Genomic DNA, 22,232 nt, shown 5'->3' with positions numbered 1-22,232 from the left:
TTTTAAGTAATATAATTATAAAAAATGTTATTGAGGTATATGAAATTTATTTTTTAAATAATTATAAAACGATAAAAATTTTAGTTTCTAGTATTTTTAATTTCTTCCTAAATATTAGTATTCTTTTGTATTATTGTTTTTCTGAAAAGAAAACGGTTTATTTGTTATAATATAGTTGAATAGTTTATGAAGGAATTGACAAATGATGAAAATTTAAGAATAATCGCTAAACAAATAGGTAGAAATTTTGTAATGCAAGTTTTTATTAGTGAATTAAGAAAAGATGAGAGAGCAAAGGTCTATAAATGGCAAGAGTTGGTTGATAAAGTAAACTCTATAAATACAAATAATATAGGTGTTAATATTTCTGGGCTGAGTGTTTTCAGTGAGGTTGTTCCGGAAAGTGAAATAAGTATTAAAGGGGCAGCATCAGCAGTTTATGATTTTGCAGCCTCACGTACTGAAAGGTTCTACTTACATTCTAAGGAACATAATTCTCATGAAGAATTAGGGATTGGACATGAAAAATTATCAGAAAGACTTTATTGGTCGTTTGCAGCAGTTCAAGATCCAAAAGGTCTTGATGCAGGGGTAACACAAAATAAAGAAATTTATATTATAGAGTATAGATTTTTTTAAAAAATGCATTTTACCTAAATACTTGAGATTTTTTAAGTTTAAATTTATAATAAAATAATTAAAGATGGAGTGTGAAAAAATGTACGCATACATAAAAGGAAATATAGCGGAAATAAATCCTACTAATATAATAATTGAAAATAATGGTATTGGTTATGAAATTATTGTAGCCAATCCTTATGAATATAAACTTAATAGTGAAATGACAGTTTACATTAATCAGCAGGTAAGGGAAGATTCAAATACATTGTACGGTTTTTTAAGTAAAGAACAAAAAAAAGTATTTTTGTTATTACTAAAAGTAAAAGGTGTTGGTCCGAAAAGTGCTTTAGCTATTCTTGCCGGTGCGACAAGTGATGAAATTATTTCAGCAATAGAAAAACAAGATGTCGTTTACTTAATGAAATTTCCGGGAGTTGGCAAAAAATCAGCACAACAAATTATTTTGGATCTACAAGGGAAAATAGATTTTAATGTAGCAAATTCAAAAATATCAACAACAGATATTTATTTAAAAGATGCGTTACTAGCGTTGGAAGCATTAGGATACAGTAAACGAGAATTAACAAAAATTGAAAAAAAACTCTCTACATTTGGATACGACGGTGTTGACGAATATGTAAAACAAGGATTAAAATTATTAATGAGTGTTTAGGAGAATAATATGGAAGAAAGAATAGTTTCTGCCGGACAAAATAGCGGAGAAGAAAGAGAAGAACAGTCTTTGCGTCCAAAATTTTTAAGCCAGTACATAGGACAAAATCAAATAAAAGATAATTTAAAAATATTTATTGAAGCGGCAAAATTACGTGATGAAGTATTGGATCATTGTTTGTTGTACGGTCCTCCCGGGCTTGGGAAAACAACGTTAGCAACGATTATTGCTAATGAAATGGGCGTAAATATAAAATATACCTCCGGACCGGCAATAGAAAAATCCGGAGATCTTGCAGCAATTCTTACCAGTTTAGAACCCGGTGATGTATTATTTATTGACGAAATACATCGTATTAGCCGTTCAATAGAAGAAATACTTTATTCTGCAATGGAAGATTTTTATTTAGATATTGTAATTGGAAAAGGAGATGAATCACGCAGTATTCGTATTGATTTGCCGCCATTTACTTTGGTTGGAGCTACAACACGTGCAGGAGCGTTAACTGCTCCGTTAAGAGATCGTTTTGGAGTACATTGTCGTTTAGAATTTTACAATATTGATGACTTACAACACATAATAAACAGAACCGCAGCTATTTTCGATTGCCAAATTGATGAGCAAAGCGGTTATGAGATTGCTATGCGATCACGAGGAACACCACGTATAGCAAATAGACTTCTTAAGCGAGTTAGAGATTTTGCTCAGGTAAAAAATGATGGAACTATAACACAAGACTTAGCAATAAATTCACTTGATTTACTTCAAGTTGATGCAAAAGGGCTTGATAGTGTTGATTATAAAATCCTTGAGTGTTTAGTAAAACGTTACGACGGGAGGGCGGTTGGATTAGAAACAATAGCCGTGACGATAGGAGAAGAAAGCATTACAATAGAAGATGTTTATGAACCGTATCTGGTAAAAGAAGGATTTATAGAAAGAACTCCACGAGGACGTCGTGCAACAATTAAAGCGTATAAACATTTGAATATAGAATATAAACAGTAGTTTTATATTATTAAATTTCCGTTATAATAGACATTTTTAAAAATGTCCGTTAAAATGGAAATTTTTTATAGTATATGATATAATAATTTTAAAAGAGGTGGTTAAATTGTATATAGCAATAATAGGAGATATTATAGCATCAAAGAAAATAATAGATAGGGATACTGCTCAAAAAAAATTATATACTTTATTAGATAAAATTAATATTAAATATAAAGAACAATTATATTCTCCATTTACAATAACGGCAGGTGATGAATTTCAAGCCTTATTTATACCTAATACTTATATATTTCAGATAATAGATGAGATTTCATTGGCTTTTATGCCGTATGAAATACGATTCGGTATCGGTGTAGGAACAATGTTAACCAAAATTGACAGAACCATAAGTATAGGTTCAGATGGACCGGCTTATTGGCGAGCACGTAAAGCAATTAATTTTATACATTCTAATAATGATTATGGAATGAACAGAATAGCTGTTTCCATAGAGAACAAAGCTACGGAAGAAGTAATTAACACTATACTTTCTGCTTGTGCTTTTATTCAATCAAAGTGGATAAAAACACAGCGAATAATCTTAAAACAACTAATTATTGAAAATAATTACAGTGAATATTTTTCAAATAAAAATTTAGCTAAATCATTGGAACTAACACCAAGTGCATTTAATAAAAGATTGAAAGCAAGTGGTATAAAAATTTATCTACGTAATAAAAATATTGCAATGAATATGTTACTTAATGAAACGAGGGAGGAATAGTAAACATGAATATTTTTTTCTTAGGTATATCAAATATGTTATTATATAACCCTATAGTATTAATTACATTATTAGTACATATATTATCGGATTTTCAGTTTCAAAGCGAAAAAATATCATCGCTAAAAACAACTAAATTAACATATTTACTTAAGCATCTAATAATTGTAGGATTACCACTTATACTATTGGTTATTATTTTCCCGATAAATATAACGTATTTTTTACTGGTATGGCTTAGTCATATAATAATAGATAGCATGAAATATAGTTTAAACACATACATTAGTAAAAATAAATTGGAACGCATAGCATTTGTAATTGATCAAATATTTCATATATGTTGCATTGTGTGTTTATATTATTTAGTTGGTTTTAATGATGAAAAATTAAATTCAGTTGGCAATATTTTACGTCTTATACTGTTTTTTGCTATATTAGGAAAACCTATTAATATTGTTTTTAAAATACTATTCTCTAAATATCAAGTTGTAGAAAATAATTCAGGTACTATTGCGGGGGCGGGAGCAATAATCGGCGTCTTAGAACGATATATTATCGGAATATGTGTATTATTAGGTCAATATGCATCAATTGGATTAATATTTGCAGCAAAATCAGTGGCACGTTATAATAAAATATCGGAAAACCAATCATTTGCTGAATATTATTTAATCGGTTCGCTATTTAGTATAATTTGCGTCTTGGTTACTCATATCGTTTTATTTATGCTATAATATTAATTGCTTGAACAAGATTGTAATAAATTTACGAATTTATAGAAAGGTTTTACATGATAGATAGTAAACAATTTATAAACACACGGCATAAAAATCAAAAAATAAATTATGATAATATACTAAAAAAACTTATTGAAGAATGGAAAAAAATTAATTTTAGACCTAAGATACTTATTCATTCATGTTGTGCTCCATGTAGTACATATGTGCTTGAATATTTATCCGAATTTAGTGATATAACTATTTTCTTTTCTAATTCAAATATTCATCCTAAAGAAGAGTATGTTAAACGAATGTTGGTTCAAAAAGATTTTGTAGAAAAATTTAATAAACGTAATAAAACTAAAATAACATTTCTAGCTGATGAATATGCACCGAGTAAATTTATAAAAGCTGTTAAAGGACATGAAGAGGATAGAGAAGGTGGAGAAAGATGTCATATTTGTTATGAAATGCGTCTTGATACTTCAGCATTAAAAGCATTAGAATTAGGTTATGATTATTTCGCATCGGCACTAACTATCAGTCCAAAGAAAAATGCACAGGTAATTAATGAAACGGGTTATATTCTTCAAGAAAAAGTTTCTATTTATTATTTACCATCAGATTTTAAAAAAAATAATGGATATAAACGCTCTGTAGAAATGTGTAATGACTACAATATATATCGTCAATGCTACTGTGGATGTGTTTTTGCAGCAACAGATCAAGGTATTAACTTGAGAGAAATTAATCAGAATGCAAAAGAATTTAACAGAAATCATGAAGATTACGAACGTTTTAAGTCATTAATTAAAGTGGGAGGTAAGTTAATATAAAGATTTAATAGATGTGGTTTAGTTAAAAACTAAAAATTCTAATAGAATTTACTGATTACCAGATGGAGGAAGTTGTTCATTAGATTTGGGAAAAGTTTTTAATAAGTATTATATAATTAATATATAATTTATTTAATAAAATTATATAAATATTTCATTTTCATTCTATTTTCATAAAATATTACATACGTATAAAATAATCTAATGAAACTGTTATCTTTACTGGATATTAAAAGAAAAATTGCAATTGTAACTTTATATAAAATACTTGTAAATATTGTTTTCATGTGGTATTATGTGTCTGTAAATATTTTTTTAAATCAAAGGAGAATATAACTATGGTACAAAAAGAATTTAAAGTAATTGATGAAACAGGAATTCATGCCAGACCGGCCACTTTATTAGTCCAAGCCGCTTCTAAATTCCAATCTAATATTGAGTTGGAGTACAATGGACGTAAAGTAAACTTAAAATCAATCATGGGTGTTATGAGCCTTGGTGTCGGTAAAGATGCCGATATAATAATTTATGCTGATGGATCTGATGAGACAGAAGCATTAGCTGTAATAGAAGAAACAATGAAGAAAGAAGGATTAGCATAAGATGTTACAACTAAAAGGTATAGCAGCTTCTCAAGGTATATCTTTTGCTAAAGCGTATATATTAGTAGAACCTAATTTAACAGTAAAAGAAATTAAAATTCAAGATGTAGATGCTGAAATTAAACGTTTTGAAAATGCAATTGAAGTATCAAAAAAAGAATTAACGATTATTAAGGAAAAAGCATTAGAAAATCTTGGTGCGGACAAAGCTGCTATCTTTGAGGCTCACCTGTTAATTTTAGAAGATCCTGAGTTTATGGGAACTGTTAAAACTGATATTGAGTCAAAAGTAATTAATGCGGAATATGCATTAAAAGAAACAAGCGATATGTTTGTTTCCATGTTTGAGGCTATGGATAATGAATATATGAAAGAACGTGCTGCGGATATTCGTGATGTTTCCAAACGTATTTTGGCGCATCTGTTAGGAGAAGATTTGCCTAATCCAAGCCTTATTGATGAAGAAGTGATTATTATTGCAGAAGACTTGACGCCGTCGGATACTGCACAATTAAATAAACAGTTTGTAAAAGGTTTTGCAACTAATATCGGCGGGCGTACTTCGCACTCCGCTATTATGGCACGTTCATTAGAGATACCGGCTGTTGTAGGTACTAGTACGATTACTGAAGAAGTAAAAAATGGCGATATTTTAATTCTTGACGGATTGGATGGTATGGTACTGGTGAATCCGGATGACGTTACCATGGCTGAATATAAAGAAAAACATGCTAAATTTGAAGCTAAAAAAGCGGAGTGGGCTAAGTTGGTGACCGAAAAATCTGTTACAAAAGATGGTCATGAAGTTATTTTAGCTGCCAATATCGGTACTCCAGCCGACTTAGATGGTGTAAATAATAACGGAGGAGAGGCTGTCGGTTTATATCGTACAGAGTTTTTATATATGGGACGTGATCAACTGCCAACAGAAGAAGAGCAGTTTGAAGCGTACAAATCCGTTTTAGAAGGAATGGGAGATAGATCGGTTGTTGTGCGTACTCTTGACATAGGTGGAGATAAAGAACTGCCTTACTTGGATCTTCCTAAAGAAATGAATCCATTCCTAGGTTTTAGAGCGATTAGATTGTGCTTAGAAGAAAAGGATTTATTTAGAACTCAATTAAGAGCGTTATTACGTGCATCTGTTTATGGGAAATTATGTGTAATGTTTCCTATGATTGCAACTATTCAGGAATTTCGTTCGGCTAAAGCATTATTCTTAGAAGAAAAAGAAAAATTAGTTGCAGAAGGTGTTGCAGTAAGTAATAACATTGAATTAGGTATCATGGTTGAAATTCCATCAACAGCTGTTATTGCAGATGTTTTTGCAAAAGAAGTGGACTTCTTTTCAATCGGAACCAACGATCTTGTGCAATATACAATGGCGGCAGATCGTATGAGCGAAAAAGTATCTTATTTATATCAACCCTACAATCCTGCTATTTTACGCCTTGTAAAAAATGTTATTGAAGCATCTCACAAGGAAGGTAAATGGACCGGTATGTGTGGAGAAATGGCAGGCGATAGTTTGGCAATTCCGCTGCTTTTAGGTATGGAATTAGATGAATTTTCAATGTCGGCAACATCAATACTTCAGGCAAGAAGTCAAATTAAAAACTTATCATTAGATAAAATGAAAGAATTAGTTAATAAAGCAATTAATTGCTCAACAACAGAAGAAGTATTAGTTCTAGTTGAAGAATATACTAAATAGCAAGATTAAGAAACTCATAGTTTATGTTTAAACTGTGAGTTTTAAATTTATATACTTTAATTATTAATAAATATAATAAATAAATTTTTTTATTTTTTCTCATAAATATCAAAGTTTATGATATAATTAATTTAAAATAATAAGGAGATTTATAAGGATATGTTTATAGTGGAAGTTTGTGCAAATAGTGTTCGTGATTGTTTAATATCTCAGACGGAGGGAGCAGGAAGAATTGAACTCGTTGGTGCAACAAATATAGGAGGATTAACTCCGACAACAACAACGCTTGATATGGCACTTGAGCGGGGAGTTACCATTCCTATAATATGTATGGTAAGACCCCGTGGGGGAGGATTTTGTTATACAGAATTAGAGAAAGAACAAATGTTTAGAGAAGCGAGAGAATTATTAAAACACGGTGCCAGCGGTATTGCGTTTGGATTTTTAACAGAAGATAGAAGGATAGATTGGCAAGCAACTGAAAAAATGATAGAGCTATGTGATTCGTTTGGAGCGGAGAGCGTTTTTCATCGTGCATATGATGTTGCAAAAAATCCGGAACACAATATTCAAAGACTGGTAGGGTTAGGTTGTACCAGAATTTTAACCAGCGGATTAGGAGAAACAGTGGAGCAAGGAGCTAGTATGCTACGTTATCTTCAAGAAAAATATGGTCGTCATATAGAAATTTTAGCGGGTGCCGGTGTTAATTCAAATAACATAAAGAGTATAGTAGAACAAACGGGTGTAACACAAATTCACGGAACATTTAAAACTTGGGGGATAGATCCTACAACAACCGGAGAAAAAGTTTCCTATATTTATAGTAATGAAGGTCATTATGAAGAAACAAGTCCGGAAGTATTAAATAGGGTAGTAGAACTTTTACAAGAACAATAAAGGGTCTTTAGGGAGAATATTATGAAAGTAGATAAAGATGAAATAATTGTTTTTTTAAAACAAAATAGTAAAACAATGCTTTGGGCTCTAACAATCAGTATTATTTTAGTTTGTGGAGCGGTTTACTTTTTGGGAGGTAGCAAAACTGAAGATTATAGTGATACAAACTTTGCAAAAGAAGCTAAGGAAATATCACAAGAAAAAACTTCAGAAGTTTCAAAAAAGATTTTTGTTGATGTAAAAGGTGCTGTTAAAAAACCGGGAGTGTACGAAACAACAAATGAAAAAAGAATAAAAGATATTATTGATGAAGCCGGCGGATTATTAGAGGGTGCAGATACTTCAAATATTAATCTTAGTCAAAAACTAAAAGATCAAATGGTTATTAATATACTCAAAAAAGGTGAAAAATCGAAAAATAAGGATAATTCAACAGATAATTTTCAAAATGAAAATAAAGAAATAATTAATATCAATACAGCCGATAAAGATCAACTCATGAAAATTTCCGGAGTAGGAAAAACAAAAGCGGAAGCGATAATTTCTTATCGTGAAAAAAATGGAGAATTTAAAAATAAAGAAGAAATAACAAAAGTAAAAGGTATAGGGAAAGCAACCTACGAAAAAATAAAAGAAAATATAGAGGTATAAAAGTTATGGAAAGAATTAGTTGGGATGAATATTTTATGGCACAAAGCCATCTCTTATCACTTCGTTCTACTTGTAGTAGATTAGCGGTTGGTGCAACAATAGTAAAAGATAAAAGAATAGTATCCGGCGGATATAATGGATCTATAAAAGGGGATGAACATTGTATTGATGTTGGTTGTAAAGTAGTAGAAGGTCATTGTGTGAGAACCATTCATGCGGAAATTAATGCGATCCTTCAATGTTCTAAATTTGGCGTTGGAACAGAAGGCGCAACTATTTATGTGACACATTTTCCATGTTTAAACTGTACAAAATCAATTATTCAAGCTGGTATTAAAGAAATTTGTTATGCAAATGATTATAGAAATAATGAATATGCAAAAGAATTATTAGAAAAATCAGGTGTTATAGTTCGTAAGGTGGATTATGACGTTCAAGCGGTAGTAGAAAGGTTATTAAATAAAGAATAATGTTTTATTTACAATTAGTTTTACTAGCGTTAATAGGTATATTATTAAACTATAATATACAAATCGCTTTAATGCTAACGGCTATTTTTCTGATAATACTTATGAAAAATAAAAATTTAAACGCTAGGAAAACTATCTGTTGTTTGATAGTCTTCTTAGTGTTCTTTGTGCGTGGTGTGCATATTCAAAAAACAAATATTACTCATCTTAATAATTCAAATTCTCAAGAAATTATGCTAAATGTAGATGATATGGTAGCTATTAATGGTAATTATTTAAAGGGAATTGCTACTATAGATAATGAAAAAGTATTGTTTAATTATACTTTGAAAACCAAAACGGAGAAAGATTTTTTTAAAGAAAATTTTACTATCGGAAGAATTTATGCAATAGGAAGTATAGAAGATTTGAAAGATCGAAATAATTTTTATTCATTTGATTATAAAAATTATAATAAAAATAAAGGAATTTTCAAACAAATAACTCTAAAAAATATAGAAAAAATTGAAGATAGTGAAAATATTTTATCAAAATTAAAAGAAATTAGAATAAAACTTATTAAAAAAATAGATAAAGATATTACTTTTGACAAAAGCGGATACTTCCAAGCACTAATATTTGGAGATAAGAGTTACATGCAAAAAGATGATGTTATAAGTTATAAAAATTTGGGGACGAGTCACCTTCTTGCAATATCAGGACTTCATCTTGGGGTATTAGTAGGATTAATTTATTACGTGCTGGGTAAGATGAGGGTAAGTGTTGAAATTATAGAAAAAATAATTTTTCTTGTTTTACCGTTTTATATTTTTATTAGTGGGCTAAGCCCTTCAATTTTAAGAGCCGGTGGAACGATTTTAATTTTTATTTTATTGAGAAAAAATGATAAAAGTAAAGTTGAGTCTTTATGTATAACATGTATAATTTTATTAGCACTAAAACCTCTTTATGTATTTGATATAGGGTTTGAACTTTCATTTTTTATTGCTTTTAGTCTTTTGATGTCCGGAGATTATATAAAAAGTTCTAAAAATCCGCTACAAAAAGCTTTTAAAATCAGCTTAATTTCAAGTATGGCAAGTTTTCCAATATTAGCAGCTAATTTTTATACGTTTTCTTATATTTCGCTAATAAGTAATATTATTTTAGTCCCAATATTTAGTTTAATAATTTTTCCAATAGTATTGATAAGTTACACTGTTTCTTTAATAAATTTATCTCTTTTTAAAATGTTGTTTAAACCTATATTAAACATTATATTCAATGTTTATGATAAAATTCAAGAATTATTTGGTATTTTTAAACCCATAGTAATAGGCAAACAAAAAATTATAACATTAATAACTTTATTTTTATTAGTATTATTTATTTTAGCTAATCTAAATAAACGTAACAATAAGTTAGTTATCATTAATTTAATAATTTTGACTTTTATAATAGGCAGCCTTAATTTTTTTAATTATGAATACAAATTTGAAAAATTAATTATCGCAGGAAAAGAAGTTTATTATTTAAGAGAAAAAAATAAAACTTTGTTAATAAATACTTCAAATAATATTAAAAATTTTTATACAGATTTTAGAAAAAAAGATAGTGAATATGATATAATGGACGAGTATCATTTACTGTTAAATCATGAATCAAAGAGAAATTTTGATTATTTATTAATAACGAGTTCTAATACCAATATTAGCGGTTATGCAAATGAAATAGCAGGTCATAATTTAGTGAAAAATATTATAATTTTAGATAATCAGGACGAAAAAACAAAAGAATTGGTAAAACTGGCTAAATTTAAAAATATAAAAATCGAAAAATTAGAAAAATATAGAGGAATAAAACTAGGTGAAGTGGATATTTATTATGAAGCAGATAAAATAATAATAAATAAAAACAGTAATAAGTTTGAGATTAAACTAGAGGATAAATAATGAAAAATATATATGTAATCTATGGAGAAAATAAAGAAGCTGTAAATGACTATGAAAAAAAAATAGCGAAAAATTATTTAAAAATATTAGATGAATTTAATTATATAAAAATAAATATGAATGAAAATACGATTGAGTCATTAATTTATGAATGTAGGAGTAGCGGTTTGTTTGGTAATGAAAAAGTTGTTATTGCCGAAAATTGTAATTTTTTATTATCAAGACCTAAAAAAATAAAAATAGAACATAATATTGATGTTTTAGAAAAATATTTAGAGAATATCAATGATGATGTTGTTTTAATATTAAAATCTTCTGAAAAAATTGATAATAGGAAAAAAATTGTAAAAATCTTGAAGACACAAGGGGAGTTAAAGGAATTTTCTAATTTTAATGAGAGAGAGCTTGTAGATTTTATTGTTAAAGAAGTTAAAAATTATAACATAAAAATTACTAAGGAAAATGCACAATTTTTAGTAAATTATACTAGATTTGATTTTTCAAATATTAAGCGTGAACTTGAAAAGTTGATACTATACTGTGAATCTAAAGGTAGTATAAAAAAAGAAGATATAGAGTTACTGTCTACCAGAAGTTTGGAATATGATGTTTTTGCTTTGACTAATGAGCTTTTTAATAAAAATTATGATAAATTAAGAGAAGTATATTCGGCTTTAGTATTAAATAAGGAAGATTCCACATTTTTACTTTTGTTAATAGCCGGTCAGTTGAGAATTTATTATAAAGTAAAAACACTTTTAAATGAACAATATTCTCAAAAAGAAATAGCGAAAAATTTAGGTCTTCATCCTTATAGAGTTCAATTGGCGGTACAAGGTGTGGTCCATTATGATATTGAGAAAATAATGAAAACATTAGTTCTTGCGGCAGAATATGATAAAATGTTGAAAACATCTTATATAGATAAGTATTTAATTTTAGATTTATTTATTAATAAACTAATAGAAGAATTTAAAATAAGCACTAATTAAGTAAATTTTACTAATATTTTCAGCTTTTAGGTTAGTTTAAATGACAGAAAAAACAATATAAAAGTATGCAAATAAGGAGATAAAACTTATGGATATAGAAAAATTTGTTAAAAAGTATAGTGTAGAACGTCGAAATACCGATTCATTGAAATGGGATGCCTTAGAAGAAAAATTTGGTAACTCAAATTTATTAGCGTTATGGGTAGCCGATATGGAGTTTAAAACACCGGAGTGTGTAAGAAAAACCCTGAAAAATAGGGTAGAGCATGGTGTATTTGGTTATACAAAATTAAGTGAAAGTTATTATACCGAATATATAAAATGGCATAAAGAGCGTCATAACTACACGATAGAAAAAGAATGGATAAGATTTGCTCCCGGTATAGTTCAAGCTATATTGTGGATATTACACGCTTATACGAAAGAAGATGATAGTGTTGTTATTATGCCGCCTGTTTATTATCCTTTTTCTTTAATGATAAAAAATAGTAAGAGAAAACTAGTAGAAGCAAATTTACTAGAAAAAAACGGAAAATTTAAAATAGATTTTGAAACTTTTGAGAAAGTCATAAAAGAAAACAATGTTAAATTATATATTCATTGTTCTCCACATAATCCGATTGGAAGAGTTTGGACATTAGAAGAGCAAATGAGAGTATTTGAAATTTGTGAAAAATATAACGTTCTTGTATTATCAGATGAAATTCATCAAGATTTTGTTTATAAACCACATAAACAAATAGCAACACTATCGCTTGAAAATGGGAAATACATCGATAGATTAATTGTTGCAAATTCCGGTTCAAAAAGCTTTAATTTAGCTTCATTATGCCATTCTTCCATAATAATTGCTGATGAAACTTTACGAAAAAGATTTGATGATTTCGGTAAAAAATATTTAGCTGTAGAATCGAGTTATTTAGGGCAAATAGCATTAGAATCAGCCTATCGCGAGGGAAAAGAGTGGTTGGAAAACCTTAAAGAAGTAATTGAGTATAATTATAAAATGTTGTACAATGAATTTAAAAAGTATTTACCGACTGTAACAGTTTATCCGTTGGAAGGAACCTATTTAGCGTTTGTCAATTTAAAAAGTATATTAAACGGTAGAACAATAAAGGAATTTATTCAAGATGAATGTAGCCTTGCAATAGATTATGGAGAATGGTTTGGGAAAAACTATAAAGAATATATTAGAATAAATTTAGCAACGACACCGGAAAATATAAAAGAAGCTATAAGTCGAATAATAGAAAGAGCATAAGTGAGAATACATTATGAAATAGAGCGAATTTGATATTGTCAATTCGTTTTATTTGTTTAAGAGTATTTTACTATTTGATAATAGAACAATAATTTAAAGTATGGTATAATTAATAAGATTAAGTTGTGATAGGAGAAATAAATGAGTAAGAAAAAAATAGTATTTATGGGTACACCTAAATTTGCTGTTCCAATATTAGAAATGTTAATAGAAAATTTTGGTGTAGAGTTGGTTATTACTCAACCGGATAAAAGAGTTGGAAGAAAAAAGGTATTAACTGCTCCGCCGGTGAAGGCCATTGCTGAAAAAAATAATATTCCGGTGTTACAACCGGAAAAAATATCTAATGATAAAGAAATATTAAATGCACTAAAAAAAATAAATCCGGATATAATAATTACAGCGGCTTATGGTCAACTAGTGCCGGATAGCATATTGGAAATACCTAAGTACAAATGTATAAATGTTCATGGTTCTTTACTTCCAAAATTACGAGGCGGGGCACCGATTCAGTATGCGATATTAGAAGATCACCGAAAAACAGGAGTGACAATAATGTACATGGTAAAAAAATTAGATGCCGGGGATATGATTTCAAAGGTTGAAATTGATATTTTTGATAGCGATAATTATGAAACACTTCATGACAAATTGTCATATGCGGGTTGTGAACTATTAAAAGAAACTTTACCAAAAATATTTTCAGGAGATATTTCTCCACAAAAACAAGATAATTCTATGGCAACTTTTGCTAGAAATATTCTTCATGATGATGAAAAAATATCTTGGGAGGAAAATGCAAGAGTGATTTTTAATAAAGTTCGCGCATTAGATCCTAATGTTGGAGCATTTACATATTTAGATAAAAATATTTTAAAAATTTGGAGTGCAGAAGAGATAATTGTTAAAGAAAATTATAATAAAAAAGTTGGTACAATAGTAAAACAAGATAAAAAATTTTTATATGTACTTTGCGGAAACAATACGATACTTAAAATTAAAGAATTACAAATTGCCGGAAAAAAAAGAATGCCCGTTGTAAACTTTTTATCTAATATGAAAGATTATGTCGGAATAACTTTTGGTGATAATAATGACTAAGATTGATGCAAGAAAAATCACTTATAAAGTATTATATGATATTATATTAGAAGAAGGATATAGTAATATCACATTAAATAAATATTTTAAACAAAATTCTTTAGATGAGCAGGACAGAAGATTTATTAGTGAGATAGTTTATGGAACTATAAAAAATAAAATTTATTTAGAATATATAATTAAACATTATTCAAAGGGGAGAATAAAGCCAAAGGTAAAAATAATTTTGTTAATGGGTGTTTACCAGTTGTTGTTTATGGATAAAACCCCGAATTTCGCTATTATTAATGAAAGTGTAAAACTTACAAAAGATGTTGCAGGAAATATTACCGGAAAGTTTGTTAATGGGATACTTAGAAATATAGAACGTACTTTTAATAAAGATAATTTAAAATATAGAAATTTAGATGAACAATTTATTATTGAAAAAAGTTGCCCTAAAGTATTATTTGACATATTGGTAAAACAGTATGGAAAAGAAAAGGCAAAAAGCATAATTTTATCTTTTAATACGAAAAGTGAAAACAGTATCCGTTATAATCCGTTAAAAATATCTAAAGATGATTTATTAGAATTATTAGGTAATAACCCAAGAAAAAGTTATATTTGCGAAGATAATTTAATATTAACTAAGCAAAATTTAGATAATGAATATTTTAAAAAAGGTTACTATATTGTTCAAGATGAGGCTAGTTCTTTAGTGGCCTGCTCAATAACTGAAGACGAGAAGAAAAATTATAAAATTTTAGATACGTGTGCCGCACCGGGCGGCAAAAGCATACATATCGCCACTAAGTATTTTAATTCGACTTTAATTTCATGTGATAAATATATACATAAGTTAAGGCTAATTGATGAAAATATAGAAAAACTTGGCATAAAAAATGTTGTAACATTAGAACAAGATGCAACTGTTAGTAATGATAACTTTGTGGATAATTTTGATATAGTAATTTGTGATGTTCCTTGTTCCGGAATGGGCGTAATAAAGAATAAACCGGAAATAAAATATAAAATTACTGATAAATACATTGAAGATATCGCAAAATTTCAATATAAAATTTTAGAAATTAGTAAAAACTACGTAAAGGACGGTGGAATACTTATGTATTCTACCTGTACAATAGATAAAAGGGAAAACATTGAAAATATAAAAAGATTTTTAATGAAAAATAAAAATTTTAAATTAGAACAAATAACTCTAAAAAATAGTATAGTGAAGACGACCGTGTATGGTGTTTTAGAAATATTACCCGATGAGTATAATTGCGACGGGTTCTTTATTGCAAAATTAAGAAAAGTGGAGGAAAAATGTTAATTTCGGATTTTAAAGGTTACAAGAAGTCAAGATGGCTTAAAGATTTTGAGAAAATGTCAATTTATTCTTTGAGATTAGATCAATTAGAAGAGTATTTTCTTAGTATTGGTGAAAAAAAATTTAGAGCTAAACAAGTATTTGATTGGCTATACAAAAAAAGAGTTACTGATTTTTCCTTAATGAAAAATTTACCTAAAAATTTGCAAGAAAAGTTAAATGAAGAATTTCAAATAACAACCTTGAAAACTATTATTAAGCAAGAATCAACAGATGGAACAATGAAATTTTTATTTGAACTACAAGACAAATATACTATCGAAAGTGTTTTAATGAAAAATAAATATGGTAATTCTCTATGTGTAACAACACAGGTGGGATGTCGAATTGGTTGTACTTTTTGTGCTTCAACTCTAGGTGGCTTAAAACGAAACTTGGAGGCCGGTGAAATTGTTTCTCAAGTATTAAAGGTTCAAAAAGAACTTGATAAACGTGGTGAACGAATTTCGAGCATAGTGATTATGGGTATTGGAGAACCGTTTGAGAACTATTCTGAAATGATGGATTTTATTAAAATAATTAATAGTAATGAGAGTTTTAATATTGGAGCAAGACATATTACAGTTTCTACGTCAGGTATTGTTCCTAAAATATACGATTTTGCGAATGAAAATATTCAAATTAATTTTGCCGTTTCACTTCATGCACCGACAAATGAATTAAGAAGTAAGATAATGCCGGTAAATAGAGCATATAGTATTGATAAATTAATGGAAGCATTAAAGTATTATCAAAAAACAACAAATCGTCGAATAACTTTTGAGTATGGGCTTATGGGTAGAGTTAATGACCAAAAAGAACATGCGGAAAAATTATCAGAAATAATTAGAGAATTAAACTGTCATGTCAATTTAATTCCAATAAATTATGTTCCGGAAAGAAATTATGTAAGAACAAGTAAAAATGATATTTTTGCTTTTGAAAAAGTATTGAAGAAAAATAGGGTTAATGTAACGATAAGAAGAACTCAAGGAGATGATATTGACGCTGCTTGTGGTCAATTACGTGCAAAAGAACGTAAAGATGAGGTAGAAGGAGGAATCCCAGATGCCACTAGTATATTCGTATAATAGTAATAAGGGTAGAAAAACAAAAAATGAAGATGCCGTAAGTGTTGTAAAGAATAGTAAAGGTGATGCATTAGCTATTATTTGTGACGGTGTCGGTAGCCATAGTAATGCTGCATATTCCAGCAATTATATTGTCACAACTTTGGAAAAAGAGTGGCAAAATATGTCTTTTGCTAATTTTAAAAATATGAAAAATTGGCTTTATGATAAAATTGAAAAATTAAATATAGAGTTATATACAAAATCTAAAAAAAGTAGTAAAAAAATGGGAACAACTATTGTTGTAGTAGCTACTTTCAAAGAAGAAGTTGTAGTTTATAATATCGGTGATAGTAGAGCATATGGTGTAACAATAGATAATGATATGAAATTATTGACTATAGATGATTCTTTTGTCGGTGCATTAATTAATGCCGGAGCAATTACAGAAGAAGAGGCAAAAAATCATCCGGAAAAACATATTTTAACACAAGCTTTGGCAACAAGAGAAAAGATAAATCTCCATACTTATACTGATACATTAGAAAAATTCGATTATTTTTTAATATGTTCTGATGGGTTATCTAATATGATAGAAACTGATGAAATAAAAAATATAATTAGAAATGAAGAATTATCTGACAGCATAGAGAAATTAATTAATTTAAGTGTAGAACGTGGTGGCATTGATAATATTTCAGTGGCAATCATAAAAAATCTAAGGGGTGGCAATAATGATTAATAAAATGATATGCAATCGCTACAAAGTATTGGATCATCTCGGAACCGGAGGAATGGCAACTGTTTGGCTAGGTTACGATACAATTTTAGATCGTCAAGTTGCGATTAAAACTTTTAAAATAGATGCAAACGACAAAGATGCGGTAAAAAGATTTAATAGGGAAGCGAAGGCTGTTACCAGTTTATCACATCCTAATATCGTTTCGATATATGATGTAGAAAATGAAGGCGATTTTTATTATTTAATGCTTGAATATGTAGAAGGTATGACTTTGAAAGATTATATGATGAAAAATCCGAAAATACCGATTGATACGATTATTTATATTGCTAAGCAAATTGCTGACGGATTAAGCCACGCTCATCAAAACGGCATTATTCATCGTGATATTAAACCGCAAAATATACTCATGAAACCGGATCTTACATGTAAAATTACAGATTTTGGAATAGCACGTGCTTATGGAGATACTACACTTACTCAAACTAATCAAATGTTAGGTACAGTTTATTATCTTTCACCGGAGCAAGCACGGGGTAATGTAGCAACAGCACAAAGTGATATTTATTCTCTTGGTATTCTAATTTTCGAGATGATAACAGGACAAATTCCATTTAAAGGTGAGTCAGCGGTTGCGATAGCACTTAAACATCTTCAAGAGGAACTTCCGGATATTGATAAATATCGTGATAATGTACCGCAAAGTGTAAAAAATATTGTCCTTCAAGCTACAATGAAAAATCCTAACGAACGCTATATTAGTTCTAAAGAATTAGCACAGGATATTTCTACTTGCCTGAGCCCTGAAAGATTAAATGAAAATAAGTATGTCGGATTTAAAATTCCAACTGATGAAAATCAACATTTTAATCAAACCCAGTATATTGACAGTAGAAACATAGAACCTTACTATGAAGAACAATATCAACCGGATGAATATTATGATAATTATGAAGATGACAACAGAACTAATCATAATAATAAAAAAAATAGCTATAATAATGTTGGAAAAAATAAAAAAGAATCATCTAAAGGGAAGCATATTATTCTGGCGTTATTAGCAATAATACTTATAGCTGTAGGTTCATTTTTTGCTTATAATTATATAGTAGGTGCAGACAGTGTTTCAGCACCCGATGTTAAAAATCAAAAATTAGATGAAGCAAAAGTTACAATAGAAAAAGCCGGCTTGGAAGTTGGAGATATAACAAAGGTAGCCAGTGATGAAATTAAAGAAAATACGGTAATTGACAGTGATCCTAAAGCCGGTAAAAAAGTTAGAAAAGGTACGAAAGTGGATTTACGGGTTTCTTCGGGAAAAACTACGGTTGATATGCCGAATTTTATCGGAATGGATGAAGAAACGGTTAAACGTAATGTATCAAAATTAGGCTTTAAGAATGTCACCGTAGAAAAAGTAGCAAGCGACAGGTATGATAGTGGCAAAGTCGTTGCACAAAGTATTCCTGCCGGAACACAAATAGTTCCGAAAGAAAAAGAGCTTATTATTCAAGTATCAACAGGTAAGAAAAAAGTTAGTATGCCTAATTTAGTAGGTATTTCGCGTGCTGAGGCAAAAAGTATTATTGATACTTATGGTTTTAGAAGTGTTTCTTATAAAGAAGAATATTCAGATAAAGAGAAAGAAGGCACAGTTATTTCTCAAAGTATTCGAAGTGGTTCAAGCATTATTCCAAGTGAGGAAATATTAGAGATTATTGTTTCAAAAGGAAAAGAAGAAACTAATAAAGGTAATAATATTTCAGATCAGAATAATAAAAATAATAATAACTCGGAAAATTCAAATAATACTCCAGGGAATAATTCATCGGGTAATTAAAAAAGAAGTGACCTAGAAAAAACATTCATAATTTAATTTAGGTACAGCAGTTTATCAGTGTTCAAATTTATTTTTCAAATATTTTTGAATATCTTATAAATCTTACGGGAGTGACTTTTAAAAAATTATTTTTTGAAATCATGATTTTAAAGGCGCTCCCATTTTTAAAAATAAAATTTTATGGTGAAAAAATGAATACAACATTAGAAAAAAAATTAGAGTTGCTTCCTAATAATCCGGGGTGTTATTTATATAAAAATAATATTGGAGAGATTATTTACGTAGGAAAAGCAAAAAATTTGAAAAATAGAGTGAAAAGTTATTTTACAGGAAGTCATAATAAGAAAACTCAGATGTTGGTAGCTAAGATAGATGATTTAGAATATATAATCGTTAACTCTGAAAAAGAGGCATTGCTTCTGGAAAACAATTTAATAAAAAAATATAAACCATATTTCAATATTCGTTTAAAAGATGATAAAACTTATCCATATCTTATGATAACAAAAGAAGAACATCCACGCTTGGTGTTAACTAGAAAATATAAAAAAAATAATAAAAATATTTATTTCGGTCCATATGTTGATATAAAATCAGCAACACAAGTAAAAAAAATTCTTGATAAAATATATCCATTACGTAAATGTAATCCTGTTGGGAAACGACCTTGTATGTATTATCAAATAGGGGAATGTATAGGCCCGTGTGCAAAATATGTAAGTCAAGAAGAATACAAAGAGCAAATATCTAAAATAAAATTATTTTTACAGGGAAATACTAAAGAAATATTAACGATATTAAACGAAAAAATGCAGAATTACATCACAAATCTTGAATTTGAGAATGCAGAAAAAATTCATAATTACATTAACTCGATTCAAGTGTCAATTCAAAATCAAATTGTTGCAGATGTAAATAATGTGGATAAAGATTATGTAGGATATTGTTATAACGAAGAATATATATGTATTCAAATATTTTTATCACGCTTAGGGAATATAATTGAGCGTAAAGTAGAATATTTTACCTTATATGATACCCCGGAGGAAATATTATATTCATATTTACTTCAGTATTATACATTTAATAAAGTACCGAAAGAAATTTATATAAACAACATTAATATTGAATTACTTTCTAAAGTTATTGAAACCAAAATTATTACTCCTAAAAGAGGTAATAATAAAAAACTTTTAACGATTGTAGAGGATAATGCTAACTATTTTTTAGAAAATAATTTAAAAATAGAAGAACAAAAAGAAATAAAATTACAGGAAACACTTAAAAATCTTGCAAAAAAAATCGGAGTAAAAAGTATCAATAGTATAGATGCTTTTGATAATTCAAATATTATGGGAATTGATGCTGTATCGGTTAAGGTGAATTTCACAAATGGAAAAAAGAATACTTATAATTATAGAAAATTTAAAATTAAGGAAACCGTAGGAATAAATGATATAAAAACGATGAAAGAAGTTTTATATAAAAATTATAAAGATAAGGTTACAGATACCGAACTCATCGTTATTGACGGCGGAAAAAATCATGTTAGTGCCGCTATTGAAATTATTCATGATAATCTAAATTTAGATATAAAAATAATAGGTTTAGCAAAAAACGATAAGCACGTAACAGAATATATTGTAACTGATGATTTTGAAATTATAGAATTGGATAAACGTTCATCAGAATATTTATTTTTAAAGCAAATTCAAGATGAAGTACATAGATTTGCAATTACATATCATCGTGCAACAAAAACTAAAAATATGTTTACATCAAAACTTGACAGTATTTCCGGAATAGGGAAAGTTAGGAAAAAGGTATTGTTAGAAACCTTTTCTTCATTGGAGGAAATAAAAAACTGCTCTTGTGAAAAACTTTATGATCTTGGAATTCCTAAGGAAGTTATAAAAAGAATAAAAGAGGAATTGTAAAAAAATAAAAAGTACGGATATCTTAATTTTTTGATTTAATACTATGGTATATTTTAAAAAATTATGATATAATACTATAAAAGATTAACGGTATTTAGGAGGCAGACTATGAAATTTTTATCTTTTAGATATGAAGATAGAGAATTGTACGGAGTAAAAGTAAAACGTGAAGAAAACGCTTGGAATTTAATTAAAATATTAAAAGAATTTGATAATGTTGATACAGTTCCAAAAACTTTAAGGGAAGCTATTGAAATTTATGGAGTTTCCTTTATAGAAAAAGTAAGAAAAGTGTTAAAACACGTTGAAAAATTAGAAACAGCTGAGGATTATAAAATTCCACTTGATAAAATTATCTGGCGTTCTCCTATAACAAGAACTCCGAAAAATATATTATGTGTAGGTCATAACTATGCAACTCACGTCAATGAACTTGGAGATGAATTAGCAAAAACTCCTAAAGATGTCCTTATATTTACAAAATCTACTACAGCCTTGGCAGGTAATAATGAAGTTGTCCCGTCTCATAAAGATATTACAGATAGTCTTGATTTTGGAGGAGAGCTGGCAGTAGTTATTGCAAAAAATGGTAAAAATATTTTACGTCCGCTAGTATTGGATTATATTTTCGGATATACAATTATGAATGATATTACGGCTACGGATCTTCAGTATAAACATGGTCAGTTTTTCTTAGGAAAATCATTGGAGAAATCTGCAGTTGTTGGACCATATCTTGTAACTAAAGACGAAGTAAGTTCACCGGAATCTATGAATATTGTTACTAAAGTAAATGGTGAAATTAAACAAAATGCTATGACTTCGGAAATGTTATTTAGAGTTGATGATGTTCTTGCCGAAATTAGTAAAATTATTGAGTTGGAAGCAGGGGATATTATAGCAACCGGAACTCCGGCAGGAGTAGGACAAGCACAAAAACCGCCACGCTTTTTAAAAGAAGGCGATGAGGTGAAGATAACCGTAGAAGGTATAGGAACATTGACAACCATTATAGGAGAATAAGAAAGGAAATGAGTT

At 28.6% G+C, this 22,232-nt stretch carries 21 protein-coding genes; all 21 read left to right on the top strand.

The window, feature by feature from the left end:
* The first annotated feature begins 186 nt into the window (after window positions 1-186).
* On the top strand, window positions 187-639 hold the full coding sequence (locus tag AXE85_RS04795) for a hypothetical protein (protein ID WP_062173517.1): 453 nt from the start codon (window positions 187-189) through the stop codon (window positions 637-639).
* Window positions 640-718: 79 nt separating this feature from the next.
* Complete coding sequence (gene ruvA / locus AXE85_RS04790) at window positions 719-1,294, top strand: Holliday junction branch migration protein RuvA (protein ID WP_062173515.1); 576 nt, start codon at window positions 719-721, stop codon at window positions 1,292-1,294.
* Between the two features lie 9 nt (window positions 1,295-1,303).
* Entirely contained in the window at window positions 1,304-2,302 is a 999-nt protein-coding gene (gene ruvB, locus AXE85_RS04785; RefSeq protein WP_062173513.1) for a Holliday junction branch migration DNA helicase RuvB, read from the top strand.
* A gap of 106 nt (window positions 2,303-2,408) precedes the next feature.
* Window positions 2,409-3,068 (top strand): SatD family protein, encoded by a 660-nt coding sequence (locus AXE85_RS04780; protein WP_062173511.1) that lies wholly within the window; start codon window positions 2,409-2,411, stop codon window positions 3,066-3,068.
* Between the two features lie 5 nt (window positions 3,069-3,073).
* Window positions 3,074-3,805: a DUF3307 domain-containing protein gene (locus AXE85_RS04775; RefSeq protein ID WP_062173509.1), complete on the top strand. Its 732-nt coding sequence runs from the start codon at window positions 3,074-3,076 to the stop codon at window positions 3,803-3,805.
* Between the two features lie 56 nt (window positions 3,806-3,861).
* Entirely contained in the window at window positions 3,862-4,626 is a 765-nt protein-coding gene (locus tag AXE85_RS04770) for an epoxyqueuosine reductase QueH (RefSeq protein WP_062173507.1), read from the top strand.
* Between the two features lie 338 nt (window positions 4,627-4,964).
* Window positions 4,965-5,228, top strand: a complete 264-nt coding sequence (locus tag AXE85_RS04765; protein WP_062173506.1) for a phosphocarrier protein HPr — start codon at window positions 4,965-4,967, stop codon at window positions 5,226-5,228.
* 1 nt (window position 5,229) lies between these two features.
* Window positions 5,230-6,942, top strand: a complete 1,713-nt coding sequence (gene ptsP / locus AXE85_RS04760; RefSeq protein ID WP_062173504.1) for a phosphoenolpyruvate--protein phosphotransferase — start codon at window positions 5,230-5,232, stop codon at window positions 6,940-6,942.
* A gap of 159 nt (window positions 6,943-7,101) precedes the next feature.
* The gene (locus AXE85_RS04755; RefSeq protein ID WP_062173502.1) at window positions 7,102-7,842 is read left to right on the top strand and encodes a copper homeostasis protein CutC; all 741 of its coding nucleotides are present in this window, start codon (window positions 7,102-7,104) and stop codon (window positions 7,840-7,842) included.
* 21 nt (window positions 7,843-7,863) lie between these two features.
* Window positions 7,864-8,493 (top strand): helix-hairpin-helix domain-containing protein, encoded by a 630-nt coding sequence (locus AXE85_RS04750; RefSeq protein WP_062173500.1) that lies wholly within the window; start codon window positions 7,864-7,866, stop codon window positions 8,491-8,493.
* 5 nt (window positions 8,494-8,498) lie between these two features.
* Complete coding sequence (locus tag AXE85_RS04745; RefSeq protein ID WP_062173497.1) at window positions 8,499-8,963, top strand: ComE operon protein 2; 465 nt, start codon at window positions 8,499-8,501, stop codon at window positions 8,961-8,963.
* A 101-nt stretch (window positions 8,964-9,064) separates the two neighbouring features.
* Complete coding sequence (locus AXE85_RS04740; RefSeq protein WP_231723751.1) at window positions 9,065-10,894, top strand: ComEC/Rec2 family competence protein; 1,830 nt, start codon at window positions 9,065-9,067, stop codon at window positions 10,892-10,894.
* The gene (holA, locus tag AXE85_RS04735; protein WP_062173487.1) at window positions 10,894-11,886 is read left to right on the top strand and encodes a DNA polymerase III subunit delta; all 993 of its coding nucleotides are present in this window, start codon (window positions 10,894-10,896) and stop codon (window positions 11,884-11,886) included. Before AXE85_RS04740 ends, holA begins: the two co-directional genes overlap by 1 nt.
* Window positions 11,887-11,974: 88 nt before the next feature.
* A complete protein-coding gene (locus tag AXE85_RS04730; RefSeq protein ID WP_062173485.1) occupies window positions 11,975-13,150 on the top strand; it encodes a MalY/PatB family protein in 1,176 nt (391 codons plus the stop codon).
* 141 nt (window positions 13,151-13,291) lie between these two features.
* Window positions 13,292-14,251 (top strand): methionyl-tRNA formyltransferase, encoded by a 960-nt coding sequence (gene fmt, locus AXE85_RS04725; protein ID WP_062173483.1) that lies wholly within the window; start codon window positions 13,292-13,294, stop codon window positions 14,249-14,251.
* Window positions 14,244-15,569: a 16S rRNA (cytosine(967)-C(5))-methyltransferase RsmB gene (gene rsmB, locus AXE85_RS04720; RefSeq protein ID WP_062173481.1), complete on the top strand. Its 1,326-nt coding sequence runs from the start codon at window positions 14,244-14,246 to the stop codon at window positions 15,567-15,569. Before fmt ends, rsmB begins: the two co-directional genes overlap by 8 nt.
* Entirely contained in the window at window positions 15,563-16,696 is a 1,134-nt protein-coding gene (gene rlmN / locus AXE85_RS04715) for a dual-specificity RNA methyltransferase RlmN (RefSeq protein ID WP_062173479.1), read from the top strand. The genes rsmB and rlmN overlap by 7 nt, the downstream gene beginning before the upstream one ends.
* Complete coding sequence (locus AXE85_RS04710) at window positions 16,674-17,417, top strand: protein phosphatase 2C domain-containing protein (RefSeq protein ID WP_062173477.1); 744 nt, start codon at window positions 16,674-16,676, stop codon at window positions 17,415-17,417. The genes rlmN and AXE85_RS04710 overlap by 23 nt, the downstream gene beginning before the upstream one ends.
* Window positions 17,410-19,257, top strand: a complete 1,848-nt coding sequence (gene pknB / locus AXE85_RS04705) for a Stk1 family PASTA domain-containing Ser/Thr kinase (RefSeq protein ID WP_062173475.1) — start codon at window positions 17,410-17,412, stop codon at window positions 19,255-19,257. Before AXE85_RS04710 ends, pknB begins: the two co-directional genes overlap by 8 nt.
* Before the next feature lie 191 nt (window positions 19,258-19,448).
* Window positions 19,449-21,194 (top strand): excinuclease ABC subunit UvrC, encoded by a 1,746-nt coding sequence (uvrC, locus tag AXE85_RS04700; protein WP_062174737.1) that lies wholly within the window; start codon window positions 19,449-19,451, stop codon window positions 21,192-21,194.
* 108 nt (window positions 21,195-21,302) lie between these two features.
* Window positions 21,303-22,217 (top strand): fumarylacetoacetate hydrolase family protein, encoded by a 915-nt coding sequence (locus AXE85_RS04695; protein ID WP_062173473.1) that lies wholly within the window; start codon window positions 21,303-21,305, stop codon window positions 22,215-22,217.
* The last annotated feature ends 15 nt before the right edge of the window (window positions 22,218-22,232 follow it).

Origin of the sequence: Gemella sp. oral taxon 928 (assembly GCF_001553915.1) — a bacterium.
GTDB classification, from domain to species: domain Bacteria; phylum Bacillota; class Bacilli; order Staphylococcales; family Gemellaceae; genus Gemella; species Gemella massiliensis.
The sequence above is the reverse complement of the archived record's forward strand: the minus strand, read 5'-3'. Positions and strand labels throughout refer to the sequence as shown.